The organism is Undibacterium sp. GrIS 1.2 (genome assembly GCF_040544435.1).
GTDB lineage: Bacteria > Pseudomonadota > Gammaproteobacteria > Burkholderiales > Burkholderiaceae_D > Undibacterium.
Genome location: NZ_JBEONP010000028.1, coordinates 13,660 through 39,983 on the forward strand (window position 1 = coordinate 13,660; position 26,324 = coordinate 39,983).

Genomic DNA, 26,324 nt, shown 5'->3' on the forward strand with positions numbered 1-26,324 from the left:
GGTTCTGCTCATCATGGCTGTCATCCGCAAATAGCATTGCTGCAATAAGAACCCTTTAGTAAAACTGAAGGAAAACTAAAGGGAAGCTAACTAAGCAACGTATGATAGACATTCAAAAAAAATTCTCTACTTTTCATATGCTGACATTGATCTTCCCCAGAGGCGGCCACAAAATTAATTTACTACGGTCGCTGGCGATCTTAATGCTGTTCAATACGCTAGTAGCGATTTTCCTGACTTATGTCGTGGTCACCGACGGAACTTTCCAGATGAACTGGGTATTTTCGGTCATTATTGGTACCTGTATCTCACTATTGATCGATGCCTTACGCTGGCTGATCTGGAGAACGAATAAGCCTAATAATCTGGCTTTTTTGTTAGTCTGCGCCGCCTCCGCTCCGGTCGGGTACTATATTGGATTGAGTATAGGCATGCTGATCTATGGCATTCCGATACCGAGCTTTAATGGATTTATTAACCGTGGTGACCGCGCCATGGTCGTCATGTGTATTTTTATCAGTCTGATCTCAGGTATTTTTTTCTGGAACCAAAGCAAACTGGCAGAATTAAAAGCCCAGGCAGAAAAAGAGAAAGCCCGCAATGCCGCGATTGAGCGGCAGGCAATGCAAGCCAAACTGCAATTGCTACAAGCGCAGATCGAGCCGCATATGCTCTTTAACACGCTGGCGAATTTGCAAGGTTTAATCGCTATCGATGCTGAGCGTGCTCAATATATGCTAGAGCAATTAATTCTGTATTTGCGTGCCAGTCTCAGCTCCTCGCGCACCGACAAGACTACGCTCAAACAAGAGTTTGCCTTGATGCATGCCTACCTAGAATTATTAGCGATACGGATGGGCAAGCGCCTCACGTATCAGATCGATTTACCGGCAGATTTACAGTCATTACAGATCGCTCCGATGTTGCTACAACCGCTGGTTGAGAATGCAATCAAACATGGGGTAGAACCCAAAATAGAAGGTGGTCACATTCACGTCTCTGCAGCCGTCACCGATCAAGTTCTGCATCTAAAAGTAATCGATACCGGTATGGGACTACCGTCTACCTACAAAGAGCCGGTCGCCAATCAAACGCAACTTACTCAATCGCAGAATCACGGCGAAAACGACGAAAAAAGTGACCACATTAATGGCCGTATCGATGAAAACTCCCATCATGTCGGCAACGAGAATGTACGCGACCGTTTGTTTGCGCTATACGGCGCTAGCGCCAGCCTGACACTCAGTCCCAATCAACCAGAGGGTGCCATAGCGCACCTGACTATTCCGCTACAAGGATAAATATATGGCACAACTACGCGCACTCATCGCAGAAGATGAAACGATATTATCGCTCACGCTGATGAAGCATCTGGAAAAACTCTGGCCAGAGCTACGCATTTGCGGCGTGGTAGAAAACGGTGTGGCCGCAGTACAAGAAGCACTGGCGCAGCTACCAGACATTCTTTTTTTAGATATCAAAATGCCGGGGAAAACCGGGTTGGAAGTCGCACAAGAACTGGCCGAAGAATGGCCTGATGACAAACCTTTCCCATTGATTGTCTTCGTCACAGCCTATGACGATTATGCGATAGATGCGTTTGAACATGCGGCATCCGATTATGTGTTGAAACCAGTCAGCGAAGAACGTTTGAGCAAAACCGTCAAGCGTTTACAAACGCGTTTAGACGACGGTCAAGAGCGTTCAGGAGAATTAGAACGGGTAGTCGCGCAATTGCGCAATCTGATGCCTGGCGTTGGCAATCTTGGTTATGCAAATCAAGCTGGTGTTAGTCAAGCTGGCGTCGCTAGCGGCGATGCAAAGACGACAGAAAAACTAACGATGATACGTGCCGCAGTCGGCAACCAGATCCGTATGATACGCATCAATGATGTGCTGTATTTTGAAGCAACTGACAAGTACATCAACGTCGTCACAGCAGAACATTCTTCACTAATCCGTGTTAGCCTCAGAGAGTTATTGCCACAGCTTGATAGCAACCAGTTCTGGCAAATCCATCGCAGCACGGTGGTCAACAGCCAGTGCATCCATTCGGCACATCGGGATGAATCCGGCAAGCTTTCGCTCAAGCTGATTGATCGGGATGAGAAGCTGGCTGTAAGCCGTGTGTATGCCCATCTTTTCAGACAAATGTAATTTTATTTATGACCGCTCTTCAATCGACTTCGCAATCAACTTCTGAATCGCACTCAGTGCCAGCGTCTCACAATACTCAACCCATCAGCGCTGCGGTGCAATGGCAATGTCTGGCGTTTGATGACTTATCACCCGCGCTGTTGTATGCCATTTTGCGTGCACGCAGCGAGGTATTTGTCGTAGAACAAAACTGCGTGTTCCCGGATATGGATGACGCAGATCAGGATTGTTTGCACGTGGTTGGAACAGTCATAGAAGAAACGACAGAACATCCCGACACTCAAAGCAAGATCAGGATCGCGGCCTATCTGCGCATCGTTCCGCCGGGTCTCAAGTTTGCAGAAGCATCCATCGGCCGTGTCATCACCACAAAAGAATTTCGTGGCAGTGGCAGCGGAAAAGCACTCATCACCGAGGGCATCGCGCAGTTAGAACAACGCTACCCCAATCAACCTATCCGCATCGGCGCACAAGCGTATTTGGAAAAATTCTATGGCAGCTTTGGCTTTGTCACCGTGTCAGACATCTATCTGGAAGATGATATTGAACATGTAGAAATGCTACGGGCTGCAAGCGAAACATAAAGGTTCAACCGAGATCTTCTACAACCGATGTGTTCGGATAAAAGGTGCATTAAAGCGCCTTCTATAAACCCGAACAAATCGGCAACGACAGCGCCTGCAATACCTCACCTTTGTCCGATTGCACAAAAGCCGCCACTGCCAGATTCTTACGTACAGCATTCGCAGGGAAGCTGATCTGACGCATCGTCGTATTGCTGCCGCCCGTCAGACGAACGGGATCGCCCCACTGCCGCACGACATAATCATGCTGTAGCGTGACGCCACTGTTTTCTCCTGCTTTGACATGCGAGACCAAGCCGCTTTCAACCAAGGCAAAATAGAGCTTGCCGGTTTGCGCCGTGTTGCTGGTCATACTCACGTTGAGCTGACGATCTGTCACGCCATCCACAGTCAGGCGAATATCCGCTTGAGCAGGTTTTTGATTAATGCGCTTGACTGCATCCGCCACGCCATTACTCCAGTTGCGCAACTCTTTGCCAGCAACAAACACCTCAGGCGTATACACCGTGCGAGTGGACGCCAGCTCCGCCAGCCAGCGCTGACGCTGCGTAAAAATAGGATTGGAGAAGGTATCTTTCCAGCCGATGTAATCCCAATAATCCACATGCAGTGATAAGGGCAATACCTGGTCGGATGTTAAGCCGGTCGTTTTGTAGACACTACTGACAAACTTATCGGCTGGCGGGCAACTATTGCAGCCCTCGGAGGTGTACAGCTCCAGCAAAGCGACCGTGTGCGCTGGACTGCTTTTGGTACAAGTTTGCGCCAACGCTGGCTGGACGATCCCTGCAACCAGTACCAACGGCCATACTGAGAATAAACGTTTCATACCACCTCCCTAAAAATCAGGAACCTTAATAAAGACTTGGACACCGCCCTCCATCTGGCGCTGTCCAAGTCCTATATTCATATCCCTATTTATACTGCGACTATGTGTCTTAGTCTAAGGAGGTGGCGTTTCCTTACATCGATCTCATTAATATTAGGATCTATTCAGGTCGATAAGCCGCGCATTGCCAGTTTAGATTGCATTGCCATCGGCAATTTGCTCGAGAGTTGCGCGGTTAGACGCACACGATGCCGGCTCCACCACACACCCGATGCAATCAGCGCAAAACCTAACAAAGTCAATACGGCAACAAAGGCAAAACTGTCTTTGAACAAATGCCAGGACAAATCGCCCAACACCATCGCGATACCAATACCGCCAAAAACAGCAAACACCCGACGACCCAATACCGCACCGATAAAAATCAAGCCCCCATTAATCGCCAGATAAATCAGCTTGCCAGACAAAGCGCCATTGCCCATCGACGACAACGCACCCCAAAACGTCAGCAAGCCAAATAGATACAGCCAGAACGAATAGTCCACACCGCGCAGTGAGCGGAAATCCACTACCAGCGCAAACACTAGCATCACCAACCCAAATACCAGCGAAATCTGCTGCCGCACATGCCAGTCACCGCCCAAGATATCGCCCATATCACCATGCATCAGCAAGGCAGGTACCACATCCATCCCCATATAAAACAAGGTCACCGCAACCGGCATCACCAAAAAGCTGTACTTAAAGCGCCACAACATCAGCGCACCGATCAACAGTGTCACCAACTCCATCACCAGCCAGTGCCAGTCTATCCATTGATGAAAATCCCGATAATGCTCAGCATTAGCGCTATCTTCCCAAAACCCGGTGACATGCTGCAACGCAAATACCATCAGAGGCACCAGAGCAATCGCCAGCGTCGCAAAAATACCCGCCAGCACGCCCTGCCCGCGCTTATCCAGCCAGGTAGCGACCGCTATAGCAAATACAAAGTAGCCAATACTCAGCGCCAGCAGCACCGGCATGCCCCAGCGCTCCACCGCAAGGGTGCTGAATAAGGAGCACGCCGCAATCGCCAGCATGCCGCCCAGATAATATAAAACCATCGTCCCGCTAAACCGTGCCGTACCGGTTTTCATCGCCCGGGTTTCTAAAAACCGCATCAAAGGCTCGACCTGCCCGTAATGCAATAAGCCCAGATCTGCCGCCTCCATCAAGGCGCTACGTTCAACTAATTTGCCCATTTTCTTGTCCTCCCGACTGATTATTTCTCTGCACCAGCGTGCATTTGCCCTCTGGTATTAAATGCGTTTTTGCTATCGCTGTGGCAGATGTTCTTAAAGTATCACCAGCCGATACCTCAAGTCGAGAATATTAATCTTTCATCAACAAAAATGTGCATCTATTTCCGCCTGTCATCGTTGAGATCATTGATAGAGAGAAAGCGCACTGCATAAACGGTCAATAATTAACCCAGATTTTCCATTGGACCGAGATTTTCCGTTAGGATTTGAGTTGATGGCGGATGCACTTTTCGAGGCAGTTTTGATGCGAATGAGGCGATCATGGCAAGCCATGAGCAACGAAGAGCGTCAAAAATGACCGGAAATGCGCCGCCAGCACTCAAATAGCACCTTCGGTGCGCCTAATGGAAAATCTCGGTTGGACCAGCGACAAGTGTGCCTTTGGCGAACTGAATGGCTAGACGCGACGACGACGCAAGCTGCATCTTGCTAGGAGGAGCAACAACGCCAGGTAGTTCGCCAAAGGTGCAATTGTCGCTGTAGCGTTCCCACTCGAATCGCGGTGGTGCTATCCCTCTGAAGACCACACGCCCTCTGCGTTTCTTGCGAAGTAGTAGCGGTCTAATGGAAAATCTGGGTTTAACTAATAACTTGCGCTGGCTTCTTGTTACGCTGCGGTAAAATGCTTGTCATCACATTATTTTTTGAAACGATTGGCACCATGAGCAATAACGATAAAAACACCACTCTTGCAACAAAACACGATGCAAACGCACCTGCCCCGATGTCCAACTTTTTGCGCGGCATTATTGACCGCGATCTTGCGGCAGGCACTTATACCCGTGACGGCCTGCCCAACGTCATCACCCGCTTCCCGCCAGAACCCAACGGCTACCTGCACATCGGTCATGCAAAATCCATCTGCCTGAACTTTGGCTTGGCACGCGATTACGCTGGCCGTTGCCATCTGCGTTTTGACGATACCAATCCAGAAAAAGAAGATCAAGAATATGTCGACACCATCATCGACAGCGTCAAGTGGTTAGGCTTCGACTGGAACGATAGTCCGGAACAAGACGATGGCAGTCACCTCTACTATGCAAGCGATTATTTCGAAAAATTCTATGAGCTAGCTGTTTACCTTATAAATACAGGACATGCCTATGTTGATAGCCAATCGGCTGATGACATGGCGGCTAATCGAGGCGACTTCTCTAAACCCGGGATCAATTCGCCGTTTCGAGATCGCACACCTGAAGAGTCTTTGGATTTATTCCAACGGATGAGGGCGGGTGAGTTCAAAGATGGTGAACATATTTTGCGCGCCAAGATCGACATGGCGTCGCCCAACATGAATATGCGCGACCCGGCTATTTATCGCATCCGTCACGCTCATCATCACCGCACCGGCGACAAATGGTGTATCTACCCAATGTACGACTACGCCCATCCGCTGGAAGATGCGATTGAAAACATCACCCACTCGATCTGCACCTTAGAGTTCCAGGATCACCGCCCGTTCTACGACTGGGTCATCGAACGCGCCGCCGAAGGAGGAATATGTGAGCATCCCGTGCCACGCCAATACGAATTCGCCCGCCTCAATCTGACCTATGTCGTCACCAGCAAACGCAAACTGCGCCAACTGGTAGAACAAAACATCGTCAGCGGTTGGGACGACCCACGCATGCCCACCATCGTCGGCATCCGTCGCCGTGGCTACACCCCAGAATCACTGCAACTGTTTTGCGAACGCATAGGCGTCACCCGCTCTGATGGCTGGATCGATTACAGCACGCTCGAAGGCTGCCTGCGTGAAGACCTCGACCCCAAAGCACCACGCGCCACCGCCGTGTTGCGACCGCTCAAACTCATCATCGACAATTTCCCTGAGAACGAGAACATTGCCTGCAGCGCACCAGTTCACCCGCACCACCCAGAGCGTGGTAACCGCGAATTCACCATCAGCAAAGAACTCTGGATCGAGCAAGAAGACTTTATGGAAGTCCCAAGCAAAGGCTACTTCCGCCTCTTCCCAGGTAACAAGGTACGTCTGCGTTACGGCTATGTAGTCGAATGCACGGGCGCAGACAAAGACGCCGACGGCAACATCATCGCCGTCCACTGCAACTATTTCGCCGACAGCAAATCCGGCACCGAAGGCAGCGCCAATTACAAAGTCAAAGGCAACATCCACTGGGTCAGCGCCGCCGATGCATTAGAAGTCGAAGTCCGTTTGTACGACCGCCTGTTCACCGATGCAAACCCGGACGCGGGCGGCAAAGACTTCATGGCCTTACTCAATCCAAACGCATTAGAAGTCGTCAAAGCCTATGTAGAACCGGGTATGAAAGACGTAACACCAGATACGTGCTTGCAGTTTGAACGTCATGGGTATTTTGTGGCAGATCGTGTGGACTCTGTGGTGGGTAAACCTGTGTTTAATCGGGTTACTACTTTGAAGGATGGTTGGGGGACGAAATGAGTGTCATTCATGTAAATCAGATACGAAATAGACTCAAACAATTATTTGAGGGAAAGATTGATTTAGCTGATCAAAAGTCAAAACTTAAGGATGATTTGGAGTCTGTGTTTCTATCCAGATCACTTGCTGCATACTCCATTTATCACCTTACAAGCCTCTCAGAACAGGAAGCGGCTGAGTCGATTACTGATGGTTATGATGATAATGGGATTGATGCGATCGCATATGACAAGCAAAGTTCAAGTCTCTATTTAGTACAAACCAAATGGATAAAAAGCGGAGAAGGCGAGCCTGATCTTGGTTCGGTTAAAAAATTTATCGCCGGAATTCATGATTTATTAAGCTTAAATTTAGAGAGATTTAATGCAAAAGTTAATGCCAGAGCTGTAGAAATAGAAGATGCTCTCAACTCGTCCTCTACAAAAATTGTCGTAATTCTTGCCCATACAGGTACATCCAAACTATCAATTCATGCAGAGCGCGATTTCTCAGATTTAAAAAATGAAGTCAATGATGCAGGTGAAATATTATCGATCTCGATTCTTAATCAGTCATTACTTCATAAATCTCTTAGCGAAAACTTAAATGATCCAATTTCAGCGGAATTACAACTTCGATATTGGGGCAAAAAACAAAATCCGTCATACGCAGTTTATGGGCAAATATGTGCAAGTGATCTCGCTCAGCTTTGGGGGCAACACAAAGAAAGATTATTGGCATTGAATCTCCGGGGATCACTAGGTGACACGGACGTGAACGCAGAAATTAGAGAAACACTTACTGAGTTCCCTGAGAATTTTTGGTATTTCAATAACGGAATTACTGCAATCGCATCAAGCGTTAAGAAAACAGCTAAAGGGGGTTCAGATACCGAAGTGGGGACGTTTGCGTGTGAGGATTTGTATGTTGTCAATGGCGCCCAAACGATCAGCACCATTGGACGATTTGCCGAAGCAGAACCATCGGTTTCGATTGACAAAGCTTATGTTCAAATTCGTATTGTTTCTCTAGATGGCGCAGACATCAATTTTGGCGACAACATCACAAAAACAAATAATCGCCAAAACAAAATTGATAATAGAGATTTCGTTGCACAAGATACCGAACAAAAAAGAATAAAGTCAGAGCTTGCAATTGATGGTATCAACTACGTCATTATGCGAAATGACGAACAGTTATCGACATCATCGTCTTTTGACTTACAAGAAAGTACAACAGCTTTAGCTTGCGCCTCGTTAGATGTTTCAATAATTGTTCAAGTAAAAGGACAAATCGGAAAAGTATGGGAGGACTTAACTAGACCTCCATATAAAACTCTCTTTAATCCGTCTACAACGGGAATTCTCACGTGGAGAGCGGTCGTAATAAACCGGAAGATCGAAAATCAACTTTCATTTCTTGAGAAAAGCTATAGGATTCTTCGTGAGCAAAAAATTGTTAGATATGGAAACAGATTGATTTCTGGCTTAGTTTTTCAACACATTCCCAAAAACGATCTAAACAATCCGAGTGCTGAACTTAAATCCATAATTTCCGATGAGAAGATTGTGGAACTAACAAATTTTTATAGTGCGGCAGTTGTGACTTACGTTCAAAATTATTACGAAAATGCGATGATTCCAAGCTTGTTTAAAAATCAAACTAAATGTAAAGATATTTATTCTCAGATGCTAAAAAAAATGCCGTGAGCTAAGCAAGCGTAGCGTGCGTACCTCAGCAAGCGTAGCGTGCGTACCTCCGTAGGGTGCGCCATGCGCACCGTTCCACCGAATATCCTCATTTTCTACCCCGTTTGTTTTTCCATCATTGGTGCGCATGGCGCACCCTACCTAATGTTTGTGCGGCTTGTGGCTTGTTTTTGTGCCACGAGGCGCATCTTTGCTGGGGATCGTTTTCACAGAGATTGACGAGATATCGCGTTCAAAGCAGCAAGCGTAGCGTGCGTGCCTCCGTAGGGTGCGCCATGCGCACCATTTCACCGGACATCCTCATTTTTTAAGCCGTTCATTTTTCCATCATTGGTGCGCATGGCGCACCCTACTTAATATTTATGCGCCTTGTGATTTTTTTGTGCCACTAGGCGCATCTTTACTGCGGGATTATTATTACAAATATTGACGAGCTATCGCGTTCAAGGCACGCTGTGATTTTATTTTTCGCGCCTTTCTCATGTCTAATTACCGACGATCAAATATCGCTGGCGGCACCTATTTCTTCACCGTAAATAGCTTTCGTCGACGACCTATTTTGGCCACCGAATCATTGCGTAATGCCTTGCGCCTGGCGATCCAAAAAACACGTCTGACACATCCGTTTGAGATTGATGCATGGGTGCTTCTGCCAGATCATTTGCATTGTATCTGGACGCTGCCGCAAGGTGATGCGGACTTCTCTGTTCGCTGGTCGATGATCAAACGGTTGGTCTCACAAGCTTGTGCCGATGAGTTTGGCGTGGATAATTTATCTGCCTCACGAACGCAAAGAAAAGAATCGGGCATCTGGCAACGACGCTTTTGGGAACATCAAATCCGTGACGATAACGACTTTGCACGGCATGTCGATTATATTCACTTTAACCCGGCGAAACATGGCCTGGTTACGCGTGCGATGGATTGGCCACATTCGACATTTCATCGTTATGTCGCGCAAGAGATATTGCCGCCGGATTGGGGGATTGGTGCCGATGTTGCCGGGGACTTTGGGGAATAGTTATTCGCTGGGGATAAATTGGTGCGCATTGTGCACCCTACCCCCAATGATATTACGGCTTCTGGCAGGTTTTCGGGCTGCGAGGCTTATTTTGATTGGACATACTAAACAAACCTATCGTTTCATCAGCGAGCCTGGCTGCCCTCGCCTACTACTTCTGAACGAACCTGATTGATTGTGCATCCGCGATGCGTTTGCCACCTCTCTCGGCTGGGACAAACTCACATGACCGTGCGATGCGCAGACTTTCTTGGTCTAGTTGTTCGTCATCACTACCCCACTGGACTTGGGCATTGAGTACTTTACCTTTGTCGGAAACGGACATACCAACGACGATGCCGACTCCATTTTCTTTATCGAGGGCTACGCGAAGCTTTTCTGAAGGTTTACAGCTTTTTGGGTCGATCACTGCTGGGCTGACATCAGGTTGATTGAGTTTCCATAGGTAGGCAACTTTGCGCTCGCTCGGTATCCACCGACCCTCGGGTATCGCCTGGCAGCCAATGATTGCTTGCATCACAGTGACGTCGAGTAATTTCCAGCCGCTACTTTTCTCTAACTGAAAGGCGCTGATCTTGCCTGCATTGTCGATCATCAGGTTAAGAATGGTTTTGCCTTGCATGCCGATGCGGAGAGCTGGTTTGGGATAGGCGGGAATAGCACAGACCTTATCGATCTCGATAACTTTAATGTCGTTATTTTTAGGTGGCTCTGATGCATCTACTACCGCAGCAGAGGCCGATGCCGCAGACGCCGCCACGGATGTCTGATCTGTAACGACCGGCTGTTCTGCCGCCGCTGGAAGACACAGGATTGAGTTTAAGACCAACAACGATACCGCACTAATCAAACTACGCATACGAACCTTGATGAAAAATTAAGAGTCGAAATTGTAATCTGTTTAATATCTTTTTTGTTAGACAAAATGAGTGCATCGTGCACGCTACTCTTCTTATCGACCTAAAAAAACTGCACCCTACTCCGACTACATAACCACCCGTATCCAGATCTCATTTCGACGAAAAAACGGTAATGAAAACGGTGAGTTGTAGCGTGAAAAAACAGGTTCGCCTTCCATTTTCAAACCTGCTTCACTGGCTAGCTTTTTGAGAAGGCTGAGTTTTTCTTCATATAGCGATTGCGACCAACTACCCGAATAAGTGATCACTGCATAAGTTTGTGCGGATATCTCGCGTAGCTTGACTTTGGGATCGGTCGGCTCCGGCAAGGTATCTAAGGTAAATTCTTTGGGCATGGTGAACTGCACCAGACAACCACCGTCGGCTGCGGTCTGCGAGACAGGTGCGGTCATTTCGATTTTTATCGGCGTTGGTGCTGCGGTTTGTGCCACTGGCGCCGTCATCGCTATCTTTTTACTGCCTTTGTTTTTACCAAAAATATAGCCGCCCAGATAGTCAAAACCCTTATTGCCGGCTTTATCCGCCGGGCCGGGCACGATCACTTCGGCAACTATGTAGGCATGGTATTTTCTGATGTCAAACTCAGGGTATTGCTTTACCAGGTCATACCGCGGTTCTTCAATCGCAAAAGCACTCATGGTGATTCCCCATATAGCAATCAATAAGACGAGAATCTTTATCATTGGTGTTCTTCCTCAACTAAGTGCTGGCAATGATAACGGCCAAGTGATATTGCAACTGTTGTTTACCTAACATTAGCCAATATCGGCATATCGACATATGGGCATATCGACGCTCCAATACAAACGACTGCTCTGAGATAAAACATTCGTTTGTGCGCTGAATAAACTCATTACTACAGGGTCCGAGATGAATCTCAGGCCTTACTCGATGTAGCCCCCAGCTTAGCCCGCGCAGTGTGCAATTTCTTGTAGCTATCAATCAAACGCTGATGGCGGTCCAAGCCCTCCAACTTCATACTCGTAGGCGTTAAGCCGTAGAAGCGTATGCTGCCGTTGACTGATCCCATTACCGCATCCATACGCTCGTTGCCAAACATGCGACGGAAATTGACTTCGTAATCGGCTAGCTCTAAATCATCATCTAGCATGACCTCTAGTACGACATTCAAGGCTTGATAAAACAATCTGCGTTCGACCGTGTTATCGTTATATTGCAAGAAGGTTTGCGCCAGCTCTTGCGCTTCCTCAAATTGCTCTAAGACTAAATTAATTAGGAGTTTTAATTCCAACACGGTGAGTTGTCCCCAGACCGTGTTCTCGTCAAATTCGACGCCGATCAAGGTGGCGATGTCGCTGTAATCGTCTAGCTCGTTGTTGTCTAAACGATCGAGCAGCGCTTCTAAGGCATCATCGTCGAGCTGATGCAAATTCAAGATATCGTTGCGAAACAATAGGGATTTGTTGGTGTTATCCCAGATCAAATCTTCGACGGGATAAACCTCTGAATAACCCGGTACCAAAATCCGGCAAGCGGTCGCGCCTAACTGATCGTACACAGCCATGTAGACCTCTTTGCCCATCTCTGCGAGGATGCCGAATAAGGTGGCGGCTTCTTCTGCATTGGCGTTACTGCCTTCGCTGGTGAAATCCCATTCCACAAATTCGTAGTCGGACTTAGCACTGAAAAAGCGCCATGACACTACGCCGCTGGAATCGATGAAGTGTTCGACAAAGTTATTCGGCTCAGTCACGGCTTGGCTTACAAAGGTAGGCTGAGGTAAATCGTTGAGGCCTTCAAAACTGCGACCCTGCAGTAACTCTGTCAGGCTGCGTTCCAGTGCTACTTCTAGGCTCGGGTGTGCGCCGAAGGAGGCAAATACGCCGCCTGTGCGCGGGTTCATCAGAGTCACGCACATGACCGGATATTGTCCGCCGAGCGAGGCGTCTTTTACCAGCACCGGAAAGCCTTGTTCTTCCAGGCCTTGAATGCCGGCCAAGATGCCGGGATATTTCGCCAGCACTTCTTGCGGTACATCGGGCAAAGCGATTTCGCCTTCTAAAATTTCGCGTTTGACGGCGCGCTCAAAAATTTCAGACAGACATTGCACTTGCGCCTCGACCAGCGTATTACCGGCGCTCATGCCATTGCTGGCGAATAAATTTTCGATTAAGTTGGATGGGAAATACACTACCTCGCCGTCGGATTGCCGCACGTATGGCAGCGAGCAAATACCGCGCTCTGTATTACCAGAATTGGTATCAATCAGATGCGAGCCACGTAGCTCTTTATCGGGGTTGTAAATCGCTAAGCTGTACGCATCCAAAATTTCTTTAGGCAACGCGTCTTTTTTACCAGGCTTAAACCAGCGCTCGTTCGGATAATGCACAAACTCGGCGTTGGCGATATCTTCGCCCCAGAACGAGCCTGCGTAAAAATGATTATTACTCAGCCGCTCGATATACTCGCCCAAAGCTGATGCCAAGGCGCTTTCTTTGGTCGCGCCCTTGCCGTTAGTAAAACACATCGGTGAATGCGCATCGCGGATATGCAGCGACCATACATTCGGGATGATATTGCGCCACGAGGCAATTTCAATCTTGATGCCCAGGCCTGCCAGCAAGCCAGACATATTGGCGATGGTTTGCTCCAAAGGCAGATCTTTGCCAACGATATAAGTGGCCGCATCCGTATTTGGATTTAAAGTCAGCAAGGCTTGCGCGTCGGCATCTAAACTCTCTACCTCTTCAATCACAAACTCTGGTCCAGCCTGCACCACTTTTTTTACTGTGCAGCGGTCGATAGAGCGCAAAATTCCTTGACGATCTTTATCAGAAATATCCGCCGGTAATTCGACCTGAATCTTGAAAATCTGCGCGTAACGGTTTTCTGGATCAACAATATTATTTTGGGATAGCCGGATATTTTCAGTAGGAATATTGCGCGTATTGCAATACAACTTCACAAAATAAGCGGCGCACAGTGCCGACGAGGCAAGAAAGTAATCGAAAGGCCCGGGGGCTGAGCCATCGCCTTTGTAACGGATAGGCTGGTCGGCTACCACTGTGAAGTCATCGAACTTGGCTTCGAGACGAAGCTTATCGAGAAAGTTAACTTTAATTTCCATGAGAGTGTTCCAAAAAGGCGGCCAAAAGTGCGTAAACGTGAATTAGGCGCCATTATCCGTTCTTTTAGCCTGATAGGGTAAGCGGTAGAATCAGTCGACTCTGTCTGTCAGCAGAAATTAGTACAGCCACCAAGCTAACGATACTAAACGGTCATTATCTTTTTTTAAACAATTTGACGCGCATCATCCTGCAAGATGCTGACGTTCAACCCAGATTTTCCATTGAAACAGCGACAAGTGTGCCTTTGGCGGACTGACTGGCTAGACGCGACGACGACGCAAGCTACATCTTGCTAGGAGGAGCAACAACGCCAGGTAGTTCGCCAAAGGTGCAATTGTCGCTGTAGCGCTCGCACTCAAATCGCGGTCGTGCTATCCCTCTGAAGACCGCACGCCGTCTGCGTTTTTTGCGAAGTGGTAGCGGTCTAATGGAAAATCTGGGTTCAAAGATAGGTTGATGTTGTGGTTTGAAGCAAAGCCTTAGCCGATGCCTGATAGACTGACTCTGCAATAATCGGCACGCATTTATTTCTGCCCGTTCGCTGTCTTCTTACCGCGTTTACTCTTATACTCGCGCCTTTTGGCAAATAGGCTGTAGCGCTTGCCGGCTCTTTGTCTGACATATTTAAAGGAATCCACATGACACACGCCCACCCACAAACCTGGTCTGAACTGTCACCGCTTACTATTTCTGAAGACGCGGTGCGTCAATTGCATCCAGAGGAATCCCATAAGCTGTATCTGAATACCTACCCCGAGAGTGAGGCAATCAGCATCAAGGCCAGCCATGCATTTGTGCTGTATGTCTTGCAAGGCGAATGCACGCTGACGATCGCTGGTAAGTCGGTAGCGTTGGCTGCTGCTCAGTTAATCCATCTGGAGGCGGGGGTAACTGCTTGCGTGGCGGGTGCCGACGGTGTGAGTTTGATGAAGGTGTTTCAGCGCGGCTAATGACTTACATGGGGTCGCCATGAGCACCGCTTCAAACAATGAAGGTTCATCATGAACCTTCATCTTGTGAGTACTAAAGCACACATCAATTCTTTTCAAACTTCCGTCTTCTGTACTGCTTGATTTTTTTGAATAGCCAAACACAAAAAGTCAGAAGCAGCAGCCATGGCAATGCGGTTGCGATAAAGGTGACGACCATTGCCAGTGCATCTAGGCTATTGCGTACGAAGCCAGAAGCGGCGCGGCTTAATGGTGCCAAGACAGAAGCCTTGTTTGCAGAGGCAATTCGGATGTTGAGAATTTCGGTATCGACGCGTTTCATCAAGACAACGCGTTGTCCACTCAATGATTCTAGATCGGACTGGACTTGCACCAGTTGCTCATTGACTTTAATCAGCGCATCAATATCGCTGCCCGCTTTGGCGCGTAGACCTTCCAGCCGACTACGAAAATCTTCTTTGAGAGCGATCTGTTTTGCCGTGTCTTCAATCCGTCCGCTCAAATCCTCTGCGCTGGTGCGCTGATCGGATAACTTACCTTCGTGGCTGACTAACGCGATCAGCTTAGGAATATCTGTGGGCTTTGCACGCAATTTCAATTCGGCGCTGGCGAAATCGTTACCGCTGACACTGATATCCAAAACATCGCAACTCTCGGTAGCATCACAGATGCGCTTGAGGTTATCGACCAATGGCGTAATTTTTTCTTCAGCAATATTGATACCGATGGAATGTTCGTAAGCAAGATAGCGACGAGAGGACTCCTTGGCTTTTGATGGTGCCCTACTTTCTCCAGGTTCCCTTTGCGCTGACGCAGGCATTTCTGCCTGAAGAGGAGAAGCGACCTCTTGCGCCAACACGACGCCTGTCGGTCTTCTATACTCATCATCCGAAGTCTCTTTTTTCGAGCAAGCACTCAGGCTAAACATCGCTAGAAGCATACAAAAGAAAGCAGTTTTTTTCATAAGATGACTTGTAGTTTGGATATGAAATAGATACTAACTGAGCGCATTGAAATATGCACGCTGAAAACATAAATCGGACGCTCCAGCGGTATTTCGTACAAGATGTTTTATCGTCAGATTGAGGAACGATACAGATCGTTATATGTAATTTGCAGAGTGAATATGGATGGCGAATAGGCGAGTGCTTATAATGCACAACACGCAATATGCAACTTCACACTTGATTTGAAAGTTTATCTTTGATGATAGAAATCATATTTTTAATCTTGCCAGTTGTTTTTGCACTCTCGCTAAAGAAGGGTTCAGATAAAGATCTAAGTCGATATCGCGAAGAGGCGAAGGAACAGTTTCGCGCTTATCGAGCGAAGTCCAGCGATGCTCGTTTTGTCTTCAATGGAGCGGATGCTGAGATCGTTAAAGAGGAAGAGTCTATTATTGGTGACGAAGACGATGACCTAGTTGTTCAATATTCGTTAACCTGTTTCGCCAGAAATGCAGCGGGCGAATATTTTATGTTTGTGTCAAATCAAAACGGCAGACCATTTTTTAAACACGTCAGTCAAAGTAACGCCAAAATCGCTCTCGGAAAAATCCACCTTAGTCCACCAAATTAGCACGCACATCGCAGGGGCAAGATACGCTAATCCATTCGCGTACGTACCTCAACGATGACCACATATACTATTTCGATGGATATCTTCTATTTTAAGTGTAAAGCATGTCCAATGATATTGCGGCTGGTGGCGTGTTTTTGGGCTGCGAGGCGCACTTTGATTGGAGATTCTTTTTACAGAATTTTAAAAAATCCGTATTGGAGTACATGCAGAGCTTGTCAAGCTGGCACAGTAATGCCTAGGTATTGCGAGTTTTGCGGAGTTTAAAATAAAACGACGCGACGTGTCCGGGCACGAGGATTTTAGAACTCTACATAAGATGACCAAACCTCAGCGTAGAGTCCTCTTATCTGTAGCATTGCGGCGCATATAAATTGCTACAATCACTGCCAACAATTCTTATACGATAGCATTTCAACTTTGCATAGCGAATCTCACTGCTAACACCTTTCATAAGCGAATCCGATGTCAGATTATCCCCAATCAGCGCTAACACTTTTCGCTACCGGCAATCAGTTAATGGGCGATGCTGAGAATGACAAAGCGATTGCCTGTTTTATACAAGCGCTGGAAATCGCCCCTGACTTTGCTGAGGTGATGATTAACTTGGCTTATCTGCAAGAGCAAATTGGCGCATGGAACAGTGCTGAGTTTTGGTATCAGCAAGCGATCACGGTACGACCCGACGTGGTACAAACTTATCTGAACTTAGGCGCGATGCTGATGGCACGCGATCGCTTTGATGAGGCGGAGAACGTATACCGGCAGTGTTTATTATTTACCTCCGACTCACCCGCATTGTGGTCCAATTTGGGTGTCTTGCTAGCCTGTACGAAACGAGAGGAAGAAGCTGAGGATTGCTACCGTAATGCGCTCAATCTGGACCAGGATTATGCGAAAGCACGTTTTAATTTAGCCTATATTTTGCTGCGGCAAGGGCGCTATGCCGAAGGTTGGCCTTGCATGGAAGCGCGTGATTGGATTACACGTATATCGGACGTGTTTACTTGTCAGCACTGGCAAGGTGGCGACCTGTCCGGCAAATCGATCGTAATCGGTTTTGAGGCAGGTCATGGCGACATGATCCAATTCTGTCGCTATGCGGTTTTGCTGAGAGAAAAAGGCGCGACTAAAGTCACGTTGATTTGTCATCCAGGTTTAAAAAGGTTGTTCGCCAGTCTGGCTGGCGTGGATGAAATTTTGTCTCTGGACGATAATTTATCGAACCGGGAATGGGATTTTTGGACCTTGCCTATGAGTTTGCCTTTCCACTTTGAGACCCGCTTAGATACTATCCCTGCGACTATTCCTTATCTGCATGCCGATGCAGATGTGCTGCAACAGTGGTCTGAAAAATGGCCAGCCCAATATTCACAGCTGTCGTCTGCCAATCAGAAACGCGTAGGTCTGGTCTGGAAAGGTAATTCCCGTTTTGAAAATGATGCGCACCGTTCGCTGCCGTCAGTGACGTATTTGACGCCTGTATTAAAGGTGCTTGGCATTCAATTTGTGAGCCTGCAAAAAGAGTTGGACGGAGAATCTATCCCAGAGTCATTTTCAGTGTTAATGCTGGGTGACTGCGTCACAGATTTTGCAGACACTGCGGCGATCATCAAACAACTGGATTTAGTCATCAGTGTCGATACCGCTGTCGCACATCTGGCAGGTGCTTTGGGTGTGCCGTGCTGGCTGTTAGTGCCGGACTATAAACCAGACTGGCGCTGGCTGGCGCATCGTCAGGACAGCCCATGGTACCCGCATCAAATGCGTCTGTTCAGGCAGGACTCAGCTGGACGTTGGGATGCTGTGATGGACGAGCTTGCTGCGGCTCTGGCAATTTGGGTCAAAGACGGTAAGACATTTTCTTAGGGAGATGCGTGGATCACGCATCAATACAATCTGCCGAAATCATGCGCTTGTCGCTTACAATGCGCCCTTCTGCGCTGATTCAATATCAATAACATCGTCGATACCGTCGCCCATCAAATCGGCAATCTCGATAACAGCATCATCATTTTTAAACCTGGTAGAACTCATGAAATACTTTTTTAGACTGCTACGCATCGTCCTCGGCCCTTTCATGCTGTTGAAAGAAAGCCTGACACGGCCAAAAGGTGTCGTGCGCTCCATCGCTGATCAGACTAAGGTCGATGCAGCATGCCAAAAGCTGGCCTTATATCAGTTTGCAACGTGCCCTTTTTGCATCAAGGTACGGAAAGAAATGGCGCGCCTGTCGCTGACTATAGAACTACGTAATACGCAACATATGACAGAACATCGCCAAACTTTATTGGCCCAAGGCGGCAGCCCTAAAGTCCCCTGCCTGAAGATCAGCAACGACGACGGCAGCGTGAAGTGGTTATATGAATCCAAGGATATCGTGCACTATTTGCAGCAGGAATTTGCGGTAATATAAAGATAGGATTTAGCAAGGCGTTTAATTGTTAGCATGCGCGAATAACGCATTGATTAGACATCGATCCGACATTAATAAGACACTAGTAAAATACAAATTCCATCATCTAAAATCAATCTGATGAAAATACATGGTCAATGGGAAATTACCGTAGTACGCAATGTTCTCGTACGCACTACAGCGGGTAGCTTTAATGAAGAAGGCACCTGGGCTTGCTTTCTCGATACGAAAAAAAAGGCACCGGTCAGCCAGCCTTGGGCGGGTCTGACCAATGCAGCCCATTGGGAGATGTCGAATGTAGATTCGCTACAAGCATTCCCTAAAATGCGTGAATGGGCATTCCAGAATTCTTGCGTCTGTCTCGCTGTAGTTGTGCCAGACAATATGCGCAAAGAAATCCACCGCCGCAAAACTGGCAACTTGCCAGAAGACTTAGTCCACTATTTCTCTACGATAGAAGAAGCTTGTACCTGGCTGACCTCACGCGGATTTGATTTTACGGTAGCCGATTATCCGCATGCAGAGTTCATCGCCAGAACACGTAAAGCAGATTAACAAGTCAACTCTAAAAACAGATGTCCAATCATTCTGCGGCTCTTGGAAGGAAATCACGCCAGAAGCCGCAGAATGATTGGACGCTCTAAATCGAAATTTTAGATTGATCCGGTAATTAAACCCATATCAACTAACTTAGACTTTCTCAAAGCACTTCCCACTCATGCCGCAACAATGCATACATGGCCATATCAACATGTTTGCCCCGGCTAAATGAAGCGCCACGGGCGATGCCTTCTTTTAGATAGCCGCAATTGATCGCCACTTTTTCTGAGGCGATATTATCGACATGCATGTGGATCTCTAAGCGATTGATCAACAAGGTTTTAAACAGATAATCAGTCAGCAGTTGCACGGCCTCGGTCATGATACCTTTGCCACGTTTGTCGCTGGCAAATAGTCCGTAGCCTATCTCACGTGAGTTGAAGTAAGAGATAGTTTTGAAATGAAACACGCGACCTAAAATCGTCCCGTCGTGATCAACGATTAAAAACGTTTCATTGAGTTCTTTACTCAACGATTCTGCTTCAAATTTCTTCTCCAATGCACCTGGCAACACCATCTCTAAAGAGAGAAAATCACCTTTAGATTCTGGTGCGTTAAGCAATCTGATGAGCTCAGGGATATCGTCTTTTTGTACATGCCGAAGATGAAAGCAACTGCCTTTGATCATATGAATAATCTCCTGTATCGATTGGTAACACTGAAAGAATTTTTTATGAAAATGAACAACGTTCTATCCTTCCAGTGTACCAGCCAGTCACTCGTTTTCAATACATGACGAAGAGTTTTATCCTCGCAACGCCGATGCAGGAGACATATGCATTGCCACTCTGGTATGCCGTATGGTCGAGATCATTGCTAAGATCGAAGCACTGACCAGCGCGGCCAATACCGCCCATGGTCCGATCGCCGCACGTTCAGCAAACTCATCTAAAAGAGATTCCCCCATGACGTAGGCCACAGGCAAACCAAGTAGCGCCGAGACGCCGATCAGCGCAATAAACTCATAGCTAAGTAACTGAGCGATATCTCGTCCCATGGCTCCATATAGCTTGCGCAAAACGATCTCTTTTGACCGTCGTTGCAGGCTATAGGCAGACAAGATATACATGCCAACAAACGCCAGAGAAATCACAATACACATCACAATCGAAACAATGATCAACATAGGTTCAATTTGTCTTGGCCCTCTTTCCAGCAAATTCCTTACGGGCTTAATCTGCAATATATTCTGAGGAAAATGTTGCGCCCAAAGATGGGTGATAGCGGCGCTAACAATAGCTGGATCACCCTCAAATTTGACGGACAGCGATGGCGTTTCTAGCGACAGCATAAACACGCGTGGTGCGGCATCCATCAGCAGGCTCTGCGTCCTGACAGGTTGATTGACTCCGATGATTTGTAAGGGCTTATCTTTGACTTTAATGAATTGTCCAACGGCAGCGGTAGGCGAGCTAAAGCCCAAGCGCGTAACAGCCAAAGCGTCAATCACGACCACACTGGGATTGTCAACGTTATCTATCTTTGCATCGAATAAGCGACCTGCTAATGGGGCGATCTCATAGACATTAAAGTAGTCAGGGCTGACCAGCGTTTTATCGAGTTTGATGACACGAGCATCGGGCATGGTGATATCGACATTCCAAAAATCAGCCTGGCCGATTGCCACGGTAGAAGCCGTTGTTTTGACGACGCTAGGCAGGCGCGTTACTGCATCACTGAAGCTTTTAGCGTTTGCCTGCTCTAATCCGTAGGGCATCTCAATCGAGAGAAATTTGTCTGGATCAAATCCAAAATTTAAACGGCTGATGTGTTGAAGCTGCCCTGACATTGTCAGTGCCATGCTAATAAAAAACATCCCGACTGCAAATTGAAATACTGTCAGGCTGCGGCGCAACCACATCCCATGAGTACTCACCGAACTGCCGCGTCCAGCGAGGATTGCGGAGGGACGTATTTTGGCTGTCATCAACGCCGGATAAAAACCTGCCAGCAATCCTATAACGATGCTGAAACCTAGCACAGCCAATATAGCCAATAAGAAATTGGTAGCGGTCAGCAGTGACTCCAATGCAAAACCGGATAAAGCAGAAAATCCTGGCAAGACTAGCCATGCCAACAGCATCCCGACACCTGCCGCGATAAGGGAGACCAGTATCGTCTCTGTCAATACCTGCATGACGACACGCCAATGCGGAGCACCAAGCACTTTACGAATAGCAATCTCGCGCTGCCGCGCTATGATCCTGACCGTAGCCAGATTGACGTAATTTGCAATCGCTAACAACAAAACGAATAAGGCGATGCAGGCAACTGAAATAGTGATCGTTCGATTGCCTTTTCTTGATCCGTTACCACCGCCGACTACCGGGTCAAGGAAAGAATCTGTCAGCGCCCCTAATTTCACTTCATATAATGGATCGTGACCTAATTGTGCAAGTTGCTCCGCTTTGAGTTGCGCACGTAAAGGCGACCTGTCGGCATCCTCTGCAATACGCCGCGCAATTTGATCTGCGGAGATATTTGCACCTAACTTGATGTAAAGACGAGCTGACAAATCGGACCAGCTGTCTAATATGGCTTTACGCTCATCCGCTTTCCACGCCAAGGTATTGATACCGGTGACAGCAGAAAACGGAACTGTAGAGTTGTCCGGTGTATCGCTGATAATTGCTGATACGAGGAAAGTATCGTTTTTGATATGCACGTATTTTCCCAAGGCATGGGCATCGCCAAAAAGTCGTCGTGCAGTCGATACGGTGAGTGCCAGAGCATTCGGACGACTTAGGGCAACTAACAGATCGCCTTCAACCGGCTTGATACCAAATACCTCTATCAAACTGGCATCAGCCGTCGTGAGTTTGACGTTTTGTACCGCGCCGTCACCGCGCATCTCGGTATCCAGCACCACCAAGCGTGCTGCATGCAATGGCAAGCCGCTGCGCTCCAGGCCATCTTTTACTAAAGTCGGAATATTTTCATGCCAGCGCTGATCCTCCCAATTTGGCAAACTCTTGACGATAAAAATATGCTGATACTCGGGTACATGACGATCAAAATGCAAAGCGTAATAAATATAGCTAAGGCCAAGAAAGAACACCATAAATCCTATGGCTAATCCTATGATCGCTACCAGCGAATGCGCAGGTTCTTGTATCAGCAGGCGCCAGCCTATGCGGAAATCTCTGAATTTCATCAATGTCTATCTTATGTAATGGGGGCGTCAGCTATTACTGACAGGGACTTCAGGTCGCCATATGATGAACTCACCATGCAAAATCAGCAGGCAAGTTCGTCAGAAAGTAAACAATCAAGCGGCACGCAAAGCATCCACCACCACATGCCCGTCCAGCAGATGCAATGTCCGTGATGCTTGTGCTGCGTGCGATGGCGAGTGCGTAACCATCACGACAGTCGTGCCCTCGGCGTTAATGGTGCGCAAGATGCGCATGACTTCATCGCCATGTGCAGTATCGAGATTACCTGTCGGTTCATCGGCTAATAAAATAGCGGGGCCAGCGACTAAGGCACGTGCAATAGCAACACGTTGTTGCTGGCCACCAGACAATTGGGATGGCCTGTGTTTTGCCCTATGCCCTATGCCCAACTTCTCTAACATTGCGGTGACTTTAATGCGACGCTCTTTGACTGGTACTTCAGAATATTCCAAGGCCAGTTCGACGTTTTCATACACGCTGAGTTCTTCTATCAGGTTAAAACTTTGGAAGATGAAGCCAACTCTGCCGCGGCGTAGTTGATTTAATTGCGACTCACTCCAGCCTGCGACGTTTTTCCCCTCAAACCAGTACTCACCAGAATTGGGAATATCCAGCAAACCCAACAGACTAAGTAAAGTCGATTTACCGCAACCAGAAGGGCCTGTGATGGCGACATATTCACCGGCATCGATTTCGATATTTACCCCGTTCAGTGCGGCGGTCTGTACTTCGCCTGCGACATAGAGTTTACTGACGTTGACTAGTTTTAGCATGATGCTTCCTTATATGTTTTGTTAAAGGCTGGAATAGATTTACTTGTTAATTCAGCTTACTTTTAATTCTGCTACAACTAATTTACTCAGGCAGCGCGTAAGGCGACTGCCGGGGACATTCTTGCGGCGATTAAGGTGTGTCTGGTAGTCGCCAGCAAAGTCACTACGACAGCACCCAGCAATGCCAGGACAATTGGCCATAATCCCATCGGTGCCTGGTCTGCAAATTGCTCGACAAAACCCCTACCCGCAACATACGACAAGGGCAAGCCGACGATGGCGGCAATGCTGAGTAAAATCGTAAATTCTTTGAGCAGTAGCTTGGCGATATCGAGTTTGTCAGCACCAAATAATTTACGCATAACGATCTCTTTAGCGCGTCGCTGAACTGCATAGGCAGAGAGAATATAAATACTGAAAATGGCTAGCGGAATCATGATGGCAGCGACAATCACGCAAGAATCAAAAATAGCTTGAGGACCGCCTGCGTTGACTTCCAAATTTTGTCGCAGATGACTAAGATTTAAATACATATCTGGGAAATGCTGATGCCAGACTTCAGTAATGGCTGTTTTTGCTGCGGTCAGATCGTTGCGTCCATTGACAGTTAATTGCGGCAAGAGCGGCGCTAGCGACGATTTTTCTGAGGTCGCAATCTGATACACAATCGGACGTGGTGATCCATGCATAAAGCCGCTGCTGACATTCTTGCTGATGCCGACAATCTGCATCGCTTTGCCTTCCATACTAACAATCTGTCCCAGCGCCGCATTGCCATTGGCATAGCCCAGCCGGGTTGCGGCTAACTCATTCATCACCAAACCATTGCTGTTGTCACCGGCATCGATGTTGGGGTCAAACACGCGCCCTACTGCTGCCCCCAAACCAATGGTATGGAAATATTCTGGACCTACTCTCAAGGTGCTTAGACTAATGGTCTCTGTTTTGGTCGTCTTAAATTCCACCTTAGCAGGCCATGGCGTTGTATTTGCAACACCGTTAATCTCTGGCCGACGTGCCAGGGCATCCTGAAAACTACGAACCTCAGTCTGGCTCAATTCCGCAGGCAAGTTGATGATCAGCAGTGAGTCTAATTGGTAGCCATAGTCGATGTGCTTCAGATATTGGATTTGCGTCCCTATCGTCATCACCACCCCGGTCACGAACATGGCGATAGCGAATTGCATCACGGTTAACACGCGGCGCAGCCACAAACCGCCTGCTGTCTCACTATTCCCACGCCCACCCAGAGCATTGGCAGGGCGCATCTTGAGTGCAATCCAACCTGGATATAGTGCAGCGCAGATACCGACCAATATACCCATCACGATGACAATGGCGGCAAATGCCATCCAGTCCTGGCGCGTTAAAATGTTCACCATATCTAACTCAGTTAACTCCGACCAGACTGGTAGTAATAACCAAGCTAAGAAGGCACCGGCAATTGCGGCGATCAAAGATACCAAGATCGATTCTGCCATCATCTGCATCAGCAACCGCCCTGCTGTCACACCCAGCACTTTGCGGATCGCCATCTCGCGCTGACGCGCTATGGTGCGGATGGTGGCGAGATTGACGTAATTACCTGCGGTCAGCAAAAGAATTAAAAACGCGACGGCACTCATCGCCAACGTAGCGATAGGGTCCCCTTTAGAGCCGCTATTACTACGCGCCTCGCTATCCAGATGCGATTCTGCTAACGCGCCAAATGCGATTTTCAATAAAGGCTTATTGCCAAGCTCTTGCGTATCTTTTGTATTCAGATGTCCGGCCAATGCCGAGCGACTGATGTCGGTGTTGATTGCGCTGGCAAGCTCACTCAATAAACCATCAGACTTGATATCCGTTTTATTACCTGATGTCGCATTCGACTGCGTACTTGGCAATAAGGTATTGGGCAATAAGCGGAAATAGACTTTGTTATTCAGAAAATTTTTATCGTCATAGGAATAGTAATTCCAGTTATCTCTTGCGCGCTGGCGCTCTGCCTCTGGCCATGCGGCAGAGTTAAGACCAGCTAGCGCGGAAAACTGAATCGAGCTGGTGGCCGGCTGATCAGGCAATACCGCCGCGATACGGTAAGAAGCGCCTCTGATCTGTAAATTTTTGCCAACAACGTGACGATCGCCAAAGAGTTTTTGCGCTGTCGCTACTGACAGTGCCAGTGCATCTGGGCGGCTGAGTGCCGCTTGCAAATCACCTTCCATTGGCTTGATACCAAATACTTTAGAAAAAGCCGGATCCACCAGAGTCAGCTCTACTTTGGTCACGACATCGTTGCCGCCGTCGTTCACCCGCATTGCGGCGGAATACGGCAACACTGCTGTGACCAATAAAGGAGCATCACTTTTTTCCAGCGAGTCTTTCATCGACAAAGGGACATTCTCGCTCCAAAAACCAAATCCCCAATTAGGACGTGCCTTGACGACGTACACATTCTGTACCTCTGGAACATTGGTATCAAATCCAAATTCGTAGCGGGTGAATGCCAGCACCAAAAAGCAAAAAGTAAATCCTATCGTCAGGCTGACAATCATAATGGCGGAATACACAGGCTGCTGTTGCAACAGGCGCCACCCCATCCGAAAATCTTTAAAGTTCATTGTCTTATCTCTTTCTTTTTTACTGCCGATTTACTACCGATTTACTGATTAAAGACTTAGTTACATCAACCGTCTCTGCTTGCTTTTTCATTACATCTAAGATACTCAACAATCCCTAATAAATTTCTTCTGTTCTGTGCGGCGCTTGTGATGAGGTTAAGCATCTTAAAATTTTGATGAAAACCATATACTCCCCATCATTTTTATGAAA

At 47.7% G+C, this 26,324-nt stretch carries 23 protein-coding genes; 12 read left to right on the plus strand and 11 right to left on the minus strand.

The window, feature by feature from the left end; translation table 11 throughout:
* The first annotated feature begins 101 nt into the window (after positions 1 to 101).
* Genes AAKU61_RS13210 through AAKU61_RS13220 form a run of 3 tightly spaced genes read left to right on the plus strand, consistent with a single transcriptional unit; the run spans position 102 to position 2,741 of the window.
* Entirely contained in the window at positions 102 to 1,301 is a 1,200-nt protein-coding gene (locus tag AAKU61_RS13210) for a sensor histidine kinase (protein ID WP_354332905.1), read from the plus strand.
* A 4-nt stretch (positions 1,302 to 1,305) separates the two neighbouring features.
* The gene (locus tag AAKU61_RS13215; RefSeq protein WP_354332907.1) at positions 1,306 to 2,157 is read left to right on the plus strand and encodes a LytR/AlgR family response regulator transcription factor; all 852 of its coding nucleotides are present in this window, start codon (positions 1,306 to 1,308) and stop codon (positions 2,155 to 2,157) included.
* 8 nt (positions 2,158 to 2,165) lie between these two features.
* Positions 2,166 to 2,741 (plus strand): GNAT family N-acetyltransferase, encoded by a 576-nt coding sequence (locus tag AAKU61_RS13220; RefSeq protein WP_354332909.1) that lies wholly within the window; start codon positions 2,166 to 2,168, stop codon positions 2,739 to 2,741.
* A 61-nt stretch (positions 2,742 to 2,802) separates the two neighbouring features.
* Here the strand turns inward: AAKU61_RS13220 and AAKU61_RS13225 are convergent, their stop codons facing one another.
* Both AAKU61_RS13225 and AAKU61_RS13230 read right to left on the minus strand, forming a co-directional pair.
* On the minus strand, positions 2,803 to 3,570 hold the full coding sequence (locus AAKU61_RS13225; protein ID WP_354332910.1) for a DUF1223 domain-containing protein: 768 nt from the start codon (positions 3,568 to 3,570) through the stop codon (positions 2,803 to 2,805).
* A gap of 164 nt (positions 3,571 to 3,734) precedes the next feature.
* Positions 3,735 to 4,814 carry a DUF2157 domain-containing protein gene (locus AAKU61_RS13230; RefSeq protein WP_354332912.1) on the minus strand — a complete coding sequence of 360 codons (1,080 nt, stop codon included), beginning with the start codon at positions 4,812 to 4,814 and terminating at the stop codon, positions 3,735 to 3,737.
* 721 nt (positions 4,815 to 5,535) lie between these two features.
* Here AAKU61_RS13230 and AAKU61_RS13235 point away from each other — a divergent pair.
* The gene (locus tag AAKU61_RS13235; protein WP_503012614.1) at positions 5,536 to 7,299 is read left to right on the plus strand and encodes a glutamine--tRNA ligase/YqeY domain fusion protein; all 1,764 of its coding nucleotides are present in this window, start codon (positions 5,536 to 5,538) and stop codon (positions 7,297 to 7,299) included.
* Entirely contained in the window at positions 7,296 to 8,987 is a 1,692-nt protein-coding gene (locus AAKU61_RS13240) for an AIPR family protein (protein ID WP_354332914.1), read from the plus strand. Before AAKU61_RS13235 ends, AAKU61_RS13240 begins: the two co-directional genes overlap by 4 nt.
* Here AAKU61_RS13240 and AAKU61_RS13245 read toward each other — a convergent pair.
* Positions 8,970 to 9,116, minus strand: a complete 147-nt coding sequence (locus AAKU61_RS13245) for a hypothetical protein (protein ID WP_354332916.1) — start codon at positions 9,114 to 9,116, stop codon at positions 8,970 to 8,972. The two genes, AAKU61_RS13240 and AAKU61_RS13245, sit on opposite strands and share 18 nt — an antisense overlap.
* Positions 9,117 to 9,468: 352 nt before the next feature.
* On the opposite strand from AAKU61_RS13245, the gene AAKU61_RS13250 reads away from it, so the two are divergent.
* On the plus strand, positions 9,469 to 10,008 hold the full coding sequence (locus AAKU61_RS13250) for an REP-associated tyrosine transposase (RefSeq protein WP_354332918.1): 540 nt from the start codon (positions 9,469 to 9,471) through the stop codon (positions 10,006 to 10,008).
* Positions 10,009 to 10,159: 151 nt separating this feature from the next.
* Here AAKU61_RS13250 and AAKU61_RS13255 read toward each other — a convergent pair whose 3' ends face one another.
* From AAKU61_RS13255 to AAKU61_RS13265, 3 genes are all read right to left on the minus strand, one after another.
* The gene (locus AAKU61_RS13255) at positions 10,160 to 10,867 is read right to left on the minus strand and encodes a TonB family protein (RefSeq protein ID WP_354332920.1); all 708 of its coding nucleotides are present in this window, start codon (positions 10,865 to 10,867) and stop codon (positions 10,160 to 10,162) included.
* Between the two features lie 126 nt (positions 10,868 to 10,993).
* Positions 10,994 to 11,611, minus strand: coding sequence for an SOUL family heme-binding protein (locus tag AAKU61_RS13260; protein ID WP_354332922.1), 618 nt, complete (start codon positions 11,609 to 11,611; stop codon positions 10,994 to 10,996).
* A gap of 194 nt (positions 11,612 to 11,805) precedes the next feature.
* Entirely contained in the window at positions 11,806 to 14,016 is a 2,211-nt protein-coding gene (locus AAKU61_RS13265; protein WP_354332924.1) for an OsmC domain/YcaO domain-containing protein, read from the minus strand.
* Between the two features lie 639 nt (positions 14,017 to 14,655).
* Between AAKU61_RS13265 and AAKU61_RS13270 the strand changes: the two genes are divergently transcribed.
* The gene (locus tag AAKU61_RS13270; protein ID WP_354332925.1) at positions 14,656 to 14,967 is read left to right on the plus strand and encodes a cupin domain-containing protein; all 312 of its coding nucleotides are present in this window, start codon (positions 14,656 to 14,658) and stop codon (positions 14,965 to 14,967) included.
* An 85-nt stretch (positions 14,968 to 15,052) separates the two neighbouring features.
* Here the strand turns inward: AAKU61_RS13270 and AAKU61_RS13275 are convergent, their stop codons facing one another.
* On the minus strand, positions 15,053 to 15,931 hold the full coding sequence (locus AAKU61_RS13275) for a DUF4349 domain-containing protein (protein WP_354332927.1): 879 nt from the start codon (positions 15,929 to 15,931) through the stop codon (positions 15,053 to 15,055).
* A gap of 242 nt (positions 15,932 to 16,173) precedes the next feature.
* Between AAKU61_RS13275 and AAKU61_RS13280 the strand changes: the two genes are divergently transcribed.
* The 5 genes from AAKU61_RS13280 to AAKU61_RS13300 all read left to right on the plus strand — a co-directional run bounded on the left by AAKU61_RS13280 (position 16,174) and on the right by AAKU61_RS13300 (position 19,516).
* Positions 16,174 to 16,545, plus strand: coding sequence for a hypothetical protein (locus AAKU61_RS13280; RefSeq protein ID WP_354332929.1), 372 nt, complete (start codon positions 16,174 to 16,176; stop codon positions 16,543 to 16,545).
* A gap of 104 nt (positions 16,546 to 16,649) precedes the next feature.
* Complete coding sequence (locus tag AAKU61_RS13285) at positions 16,650 to 16,787, plus strand: hypothetical protein (RefSeq protein WP_354332931.1); 138 nt, start codon at positions 16,650 to 16,652, stop codon at positions 16,785 to 16,787.
* A gap of 223 nt (positions 16,788 to 17,010) precedes the next feature.
* Entirely contained in the window at positions 17,011 to 18,414 is a 1,404-nt protein-coding gene (locus tag AAKU61_RS13290) for a tetratricopeptide repeat-containing glycosyltransferase family protein (protein ID WP_354332933.1), read from the plus strand.
* Positions 18,415 to 18,580: 166 nt separating this feature from the next.
* Positions 18,581 to 18,961 carry a glutathione S-transferase N-terminal domain-containing protein gene (locus tag AAKU61_RS13295; protein WP_354332935.1) on the plus strand — a complete coding sequence of 127 codons (381 nt, stop codon included), beginning with the start codon at positions 18,581 to 18,583 and terminating at the stop codon, positions 18,959 to 18,961.
* 120 nt (positions 18,962 to 19,081) lie between these two features.
* Positions 19,082 to 19,516: a hypothetical protein gene (locus AAKU61_RS13300; protein WP_354332937.1), complete on the plus strand. Its 435-nt coding sequence runs from the start codon at positions 19,082 to 19,084 to the stop codon at positions 19,514 to 19,516.
* Positions 19,517 to 19,661: 145 nt separating this feature from the next.
* On the opposite strand, the gene AAKU61_RS13305 is transcribed toward AAKU61_RS13300, so the two are convergent.
* The 4 genes from AAKU61_RS13305 to AAKU61_RS13320 form a co-directional block, all read right to left on the minus strand.
* Positions 19,662 to 20,189 (minus strand): GNAT family N-acetyltransferase, encoded by a 528-nt coding sequence (locus AAKU61_RS13305; protein ID WP_354332939.1) that lies wholly within the window; start codon positions 20,187 to 20,189, stop codon positions 19,662 to 19,664.
* Between the two features lie 117 nt (positions 20,190 to 20,306).
* Positions 20,307 to 22,715 carry an ABC transporter permease gene (locus AAKU61_RS13310; protein ID WP_354332941.1) on the minus strand — a complete coding sequence of 803 codons (2,409 nt, stop codon included), beginning with the start codon at positions 22,713 to 22,715 and terminating at the stop codon, positions 20,307 to 20,309.
* A 114-nt stretch (positions 22,716 to 22,829) separates the two neighbouring features.
* Positions 22,830 to 23,510, minus strand: a complete 681-nt coding sequence (locus AAKU61_RS13315) for an ABC transporter ATP-binding protein (protein WP_354332942.1) — start codon at positions 23,508 to 23,510, stop codon at positions 22,830 to 22,832.
* Positions 23,511 to 23,596: 86 nt separating this feature from the next.
* A complete protein-coding gene (locus AAKU61_RS13320; RefSeq protein WP_354332943.1) occupies positions 23,597 to 26,113 on the minus strand; it encodes an ABC transporter permease in 2,517 nt (838 codons plus the stop codon).
* Positions 26,114 to 26,324 lie beyond the last annotated feature (211 nt).

Excerpts from the sequence above, each read along its gene's own strand:
- AAKU61_RS13210 (WP_354332905.1), top strand. The coding sequence starts at position 102 with ATGATAGACATTCAAAAAAAATTCTCTACTTTTCATATGCTGACATTG.
- AAKU61_RS13215 (WP_354332907.1), top strand. The coding sequence starts at position 1,306 with ATGGCACAACTACGCGCACTCATCGCAGAAGATGAAACGATATTATCG.
- AAKU61_RS13220 (WP_354332909.1), top strand. The coding sequence starts at position 2,166 with ATGACCGCTCTTCAATCGACTTCGCAATCAACTTCTGAATCGCACTCA.
- AAKU61_RS13225 (WP_354332910.1), bottom strand. The coding sequence starts at position 3,570 with ATGAAACGTTTATTCTCAGTATGGCCGTTGGTACTGGTTGCAGGGATC.
- AAKU61_RS13230 (WP_354332912.1), bottom strand. The coding sequence starts at position 4,814 with ATGGGCAAATTAGTTGAACGTAGCGCCTTGATGGAGGCGGCAGATCTG.
- AAKU61_RS13235 (WP_503012614.1), top strand. The coding sequence starts at position 5,536 with ATGAGCAATAACGATAAAAACACCACTCTTGCAACAAAACACGATGCA.
- AAKU61_RS13240 (WP_354332914.1), top strand. The coding sequence starts at position 7,296 with ATGAGTGTCATTCATGTAAATCAGATACGAAATAGACTCAAACAATTA.
- AAKU61_RS13245 (WP_354332916.1), bottom strand. The coding sequence starts at position 9,116 with ATGCGCACCAATGATGGAAAAACAAACGGGGTAGAAAATGAGGATATT.
- AAKU61_RS13250 (WP_354332918.1), top strand. The coding sequence starts at position 9,469 with ATGTCTAATTACCGACGATCAAATATCGCTGGCGGCACCTATTTCTTC.
- AAKU61_RS13255 (WP_354332920.1), bottom strand. The coding sequence starts at position 10,867 with ATGCGTAGTTTGATTAGTGCGGTATCGTTGTTGGTCTTAAACTCAATC.
- AAKU61_RS13260 (WP_354332922.1), bottom strand. The coding sequence starts at position 11,611 with ATGATAAAGATTCTCGTCTTATTGATTGCTATATGGGGAATCACCATG.
- AAKU61_RS13265 (WP_354332924.1), bottom strand. The coding sequence starts at position 14,016 with ATGGAAATTAAAGTTAACTTTCTCGATAAGCTTCGTCTCGAAGCCAAG.
- AAKU61_RS13270 (WP_354332925.1), top strand. The coding sequence starts at position 14,656 with ATGACACACGCCCACCCACAAACCTGGTCTGAACTGTCACCGCTTACT.
- AAKU61_RS13275 (WP_354332927.1), bottom strand. The coding sequence starts at position 15,931 with ATGAAAAAAACTGCTTTCTTTTGTATGCTTCTAGCGATGTTTAGCCTG.
- AAKU61_RS13280 (WP_354332929.1), top strand. The coding sequence starts at position 16,174 with ATGATAGAAATCATATTTTTAATCTTGCCAGTTGTTTTTGCACTCTCG.
- AAKU61_RS13285 (WP_354332931.1), top strand. The coding sequence starts at position 16,650 with ATGTCCAATGATATTGCGGCTGGTGGCGTGTTTTTGGGCTGCGAGGCG.
- AAKU61_RS13290 (WP_354332933.1), top strand. The coding sequence starts at position 17,011 with ATGTCAGATTATCCCCAATCAGCGCTAACACTTTTCGCTACCGGCAAT.
- AAKU61_RS13295 (WP_354332935.1), top strand. The coding sequence starts at position 18,581 with ATGAAATACTTTTTTAGACTGCTACGCATCGTCCTCGGCCCTTTCATG.
- AAKU61_RS13300 (WP_354332937.1), top strand. The coding sequence starts at position 19,082 with ATGAAAATACATGGTCAATGGGAAATTACCGTAGTACGCAATGTTCTC.
- AAKU61_RS13305 (WP_354332939.1), bottom strand. The coding sequence starts at position 20,189 with ATGATCAAAGGCAGTTGCTTTCATCTTCGGCATGTACAAAAAGACGAT.
- AAKU61_RS13310 (WP_354332941.1), bottom strand. The coding sequence starts at position 22,715 with ATGAAATTCAGAGATTTCCGCATAGGCTGGCGCCTGCTGATACAAGAA.
- AAKU61_RS13315 (WP_354332942.1), bottom strand. The coding sequence starts at position 23,510 with ATGCTAAAACTAGTCAACGTCAGTAAACTCTATGTCGCAGGCGAAGTA.
- AAKU61_RS13320 (WP_354332943.1), bottom strand. The coding sequence starts at position 26,113 with ATGAACTTTAAAGATTTTCGGATGGGGTGGCGCCTGTTGCAACAGCAG.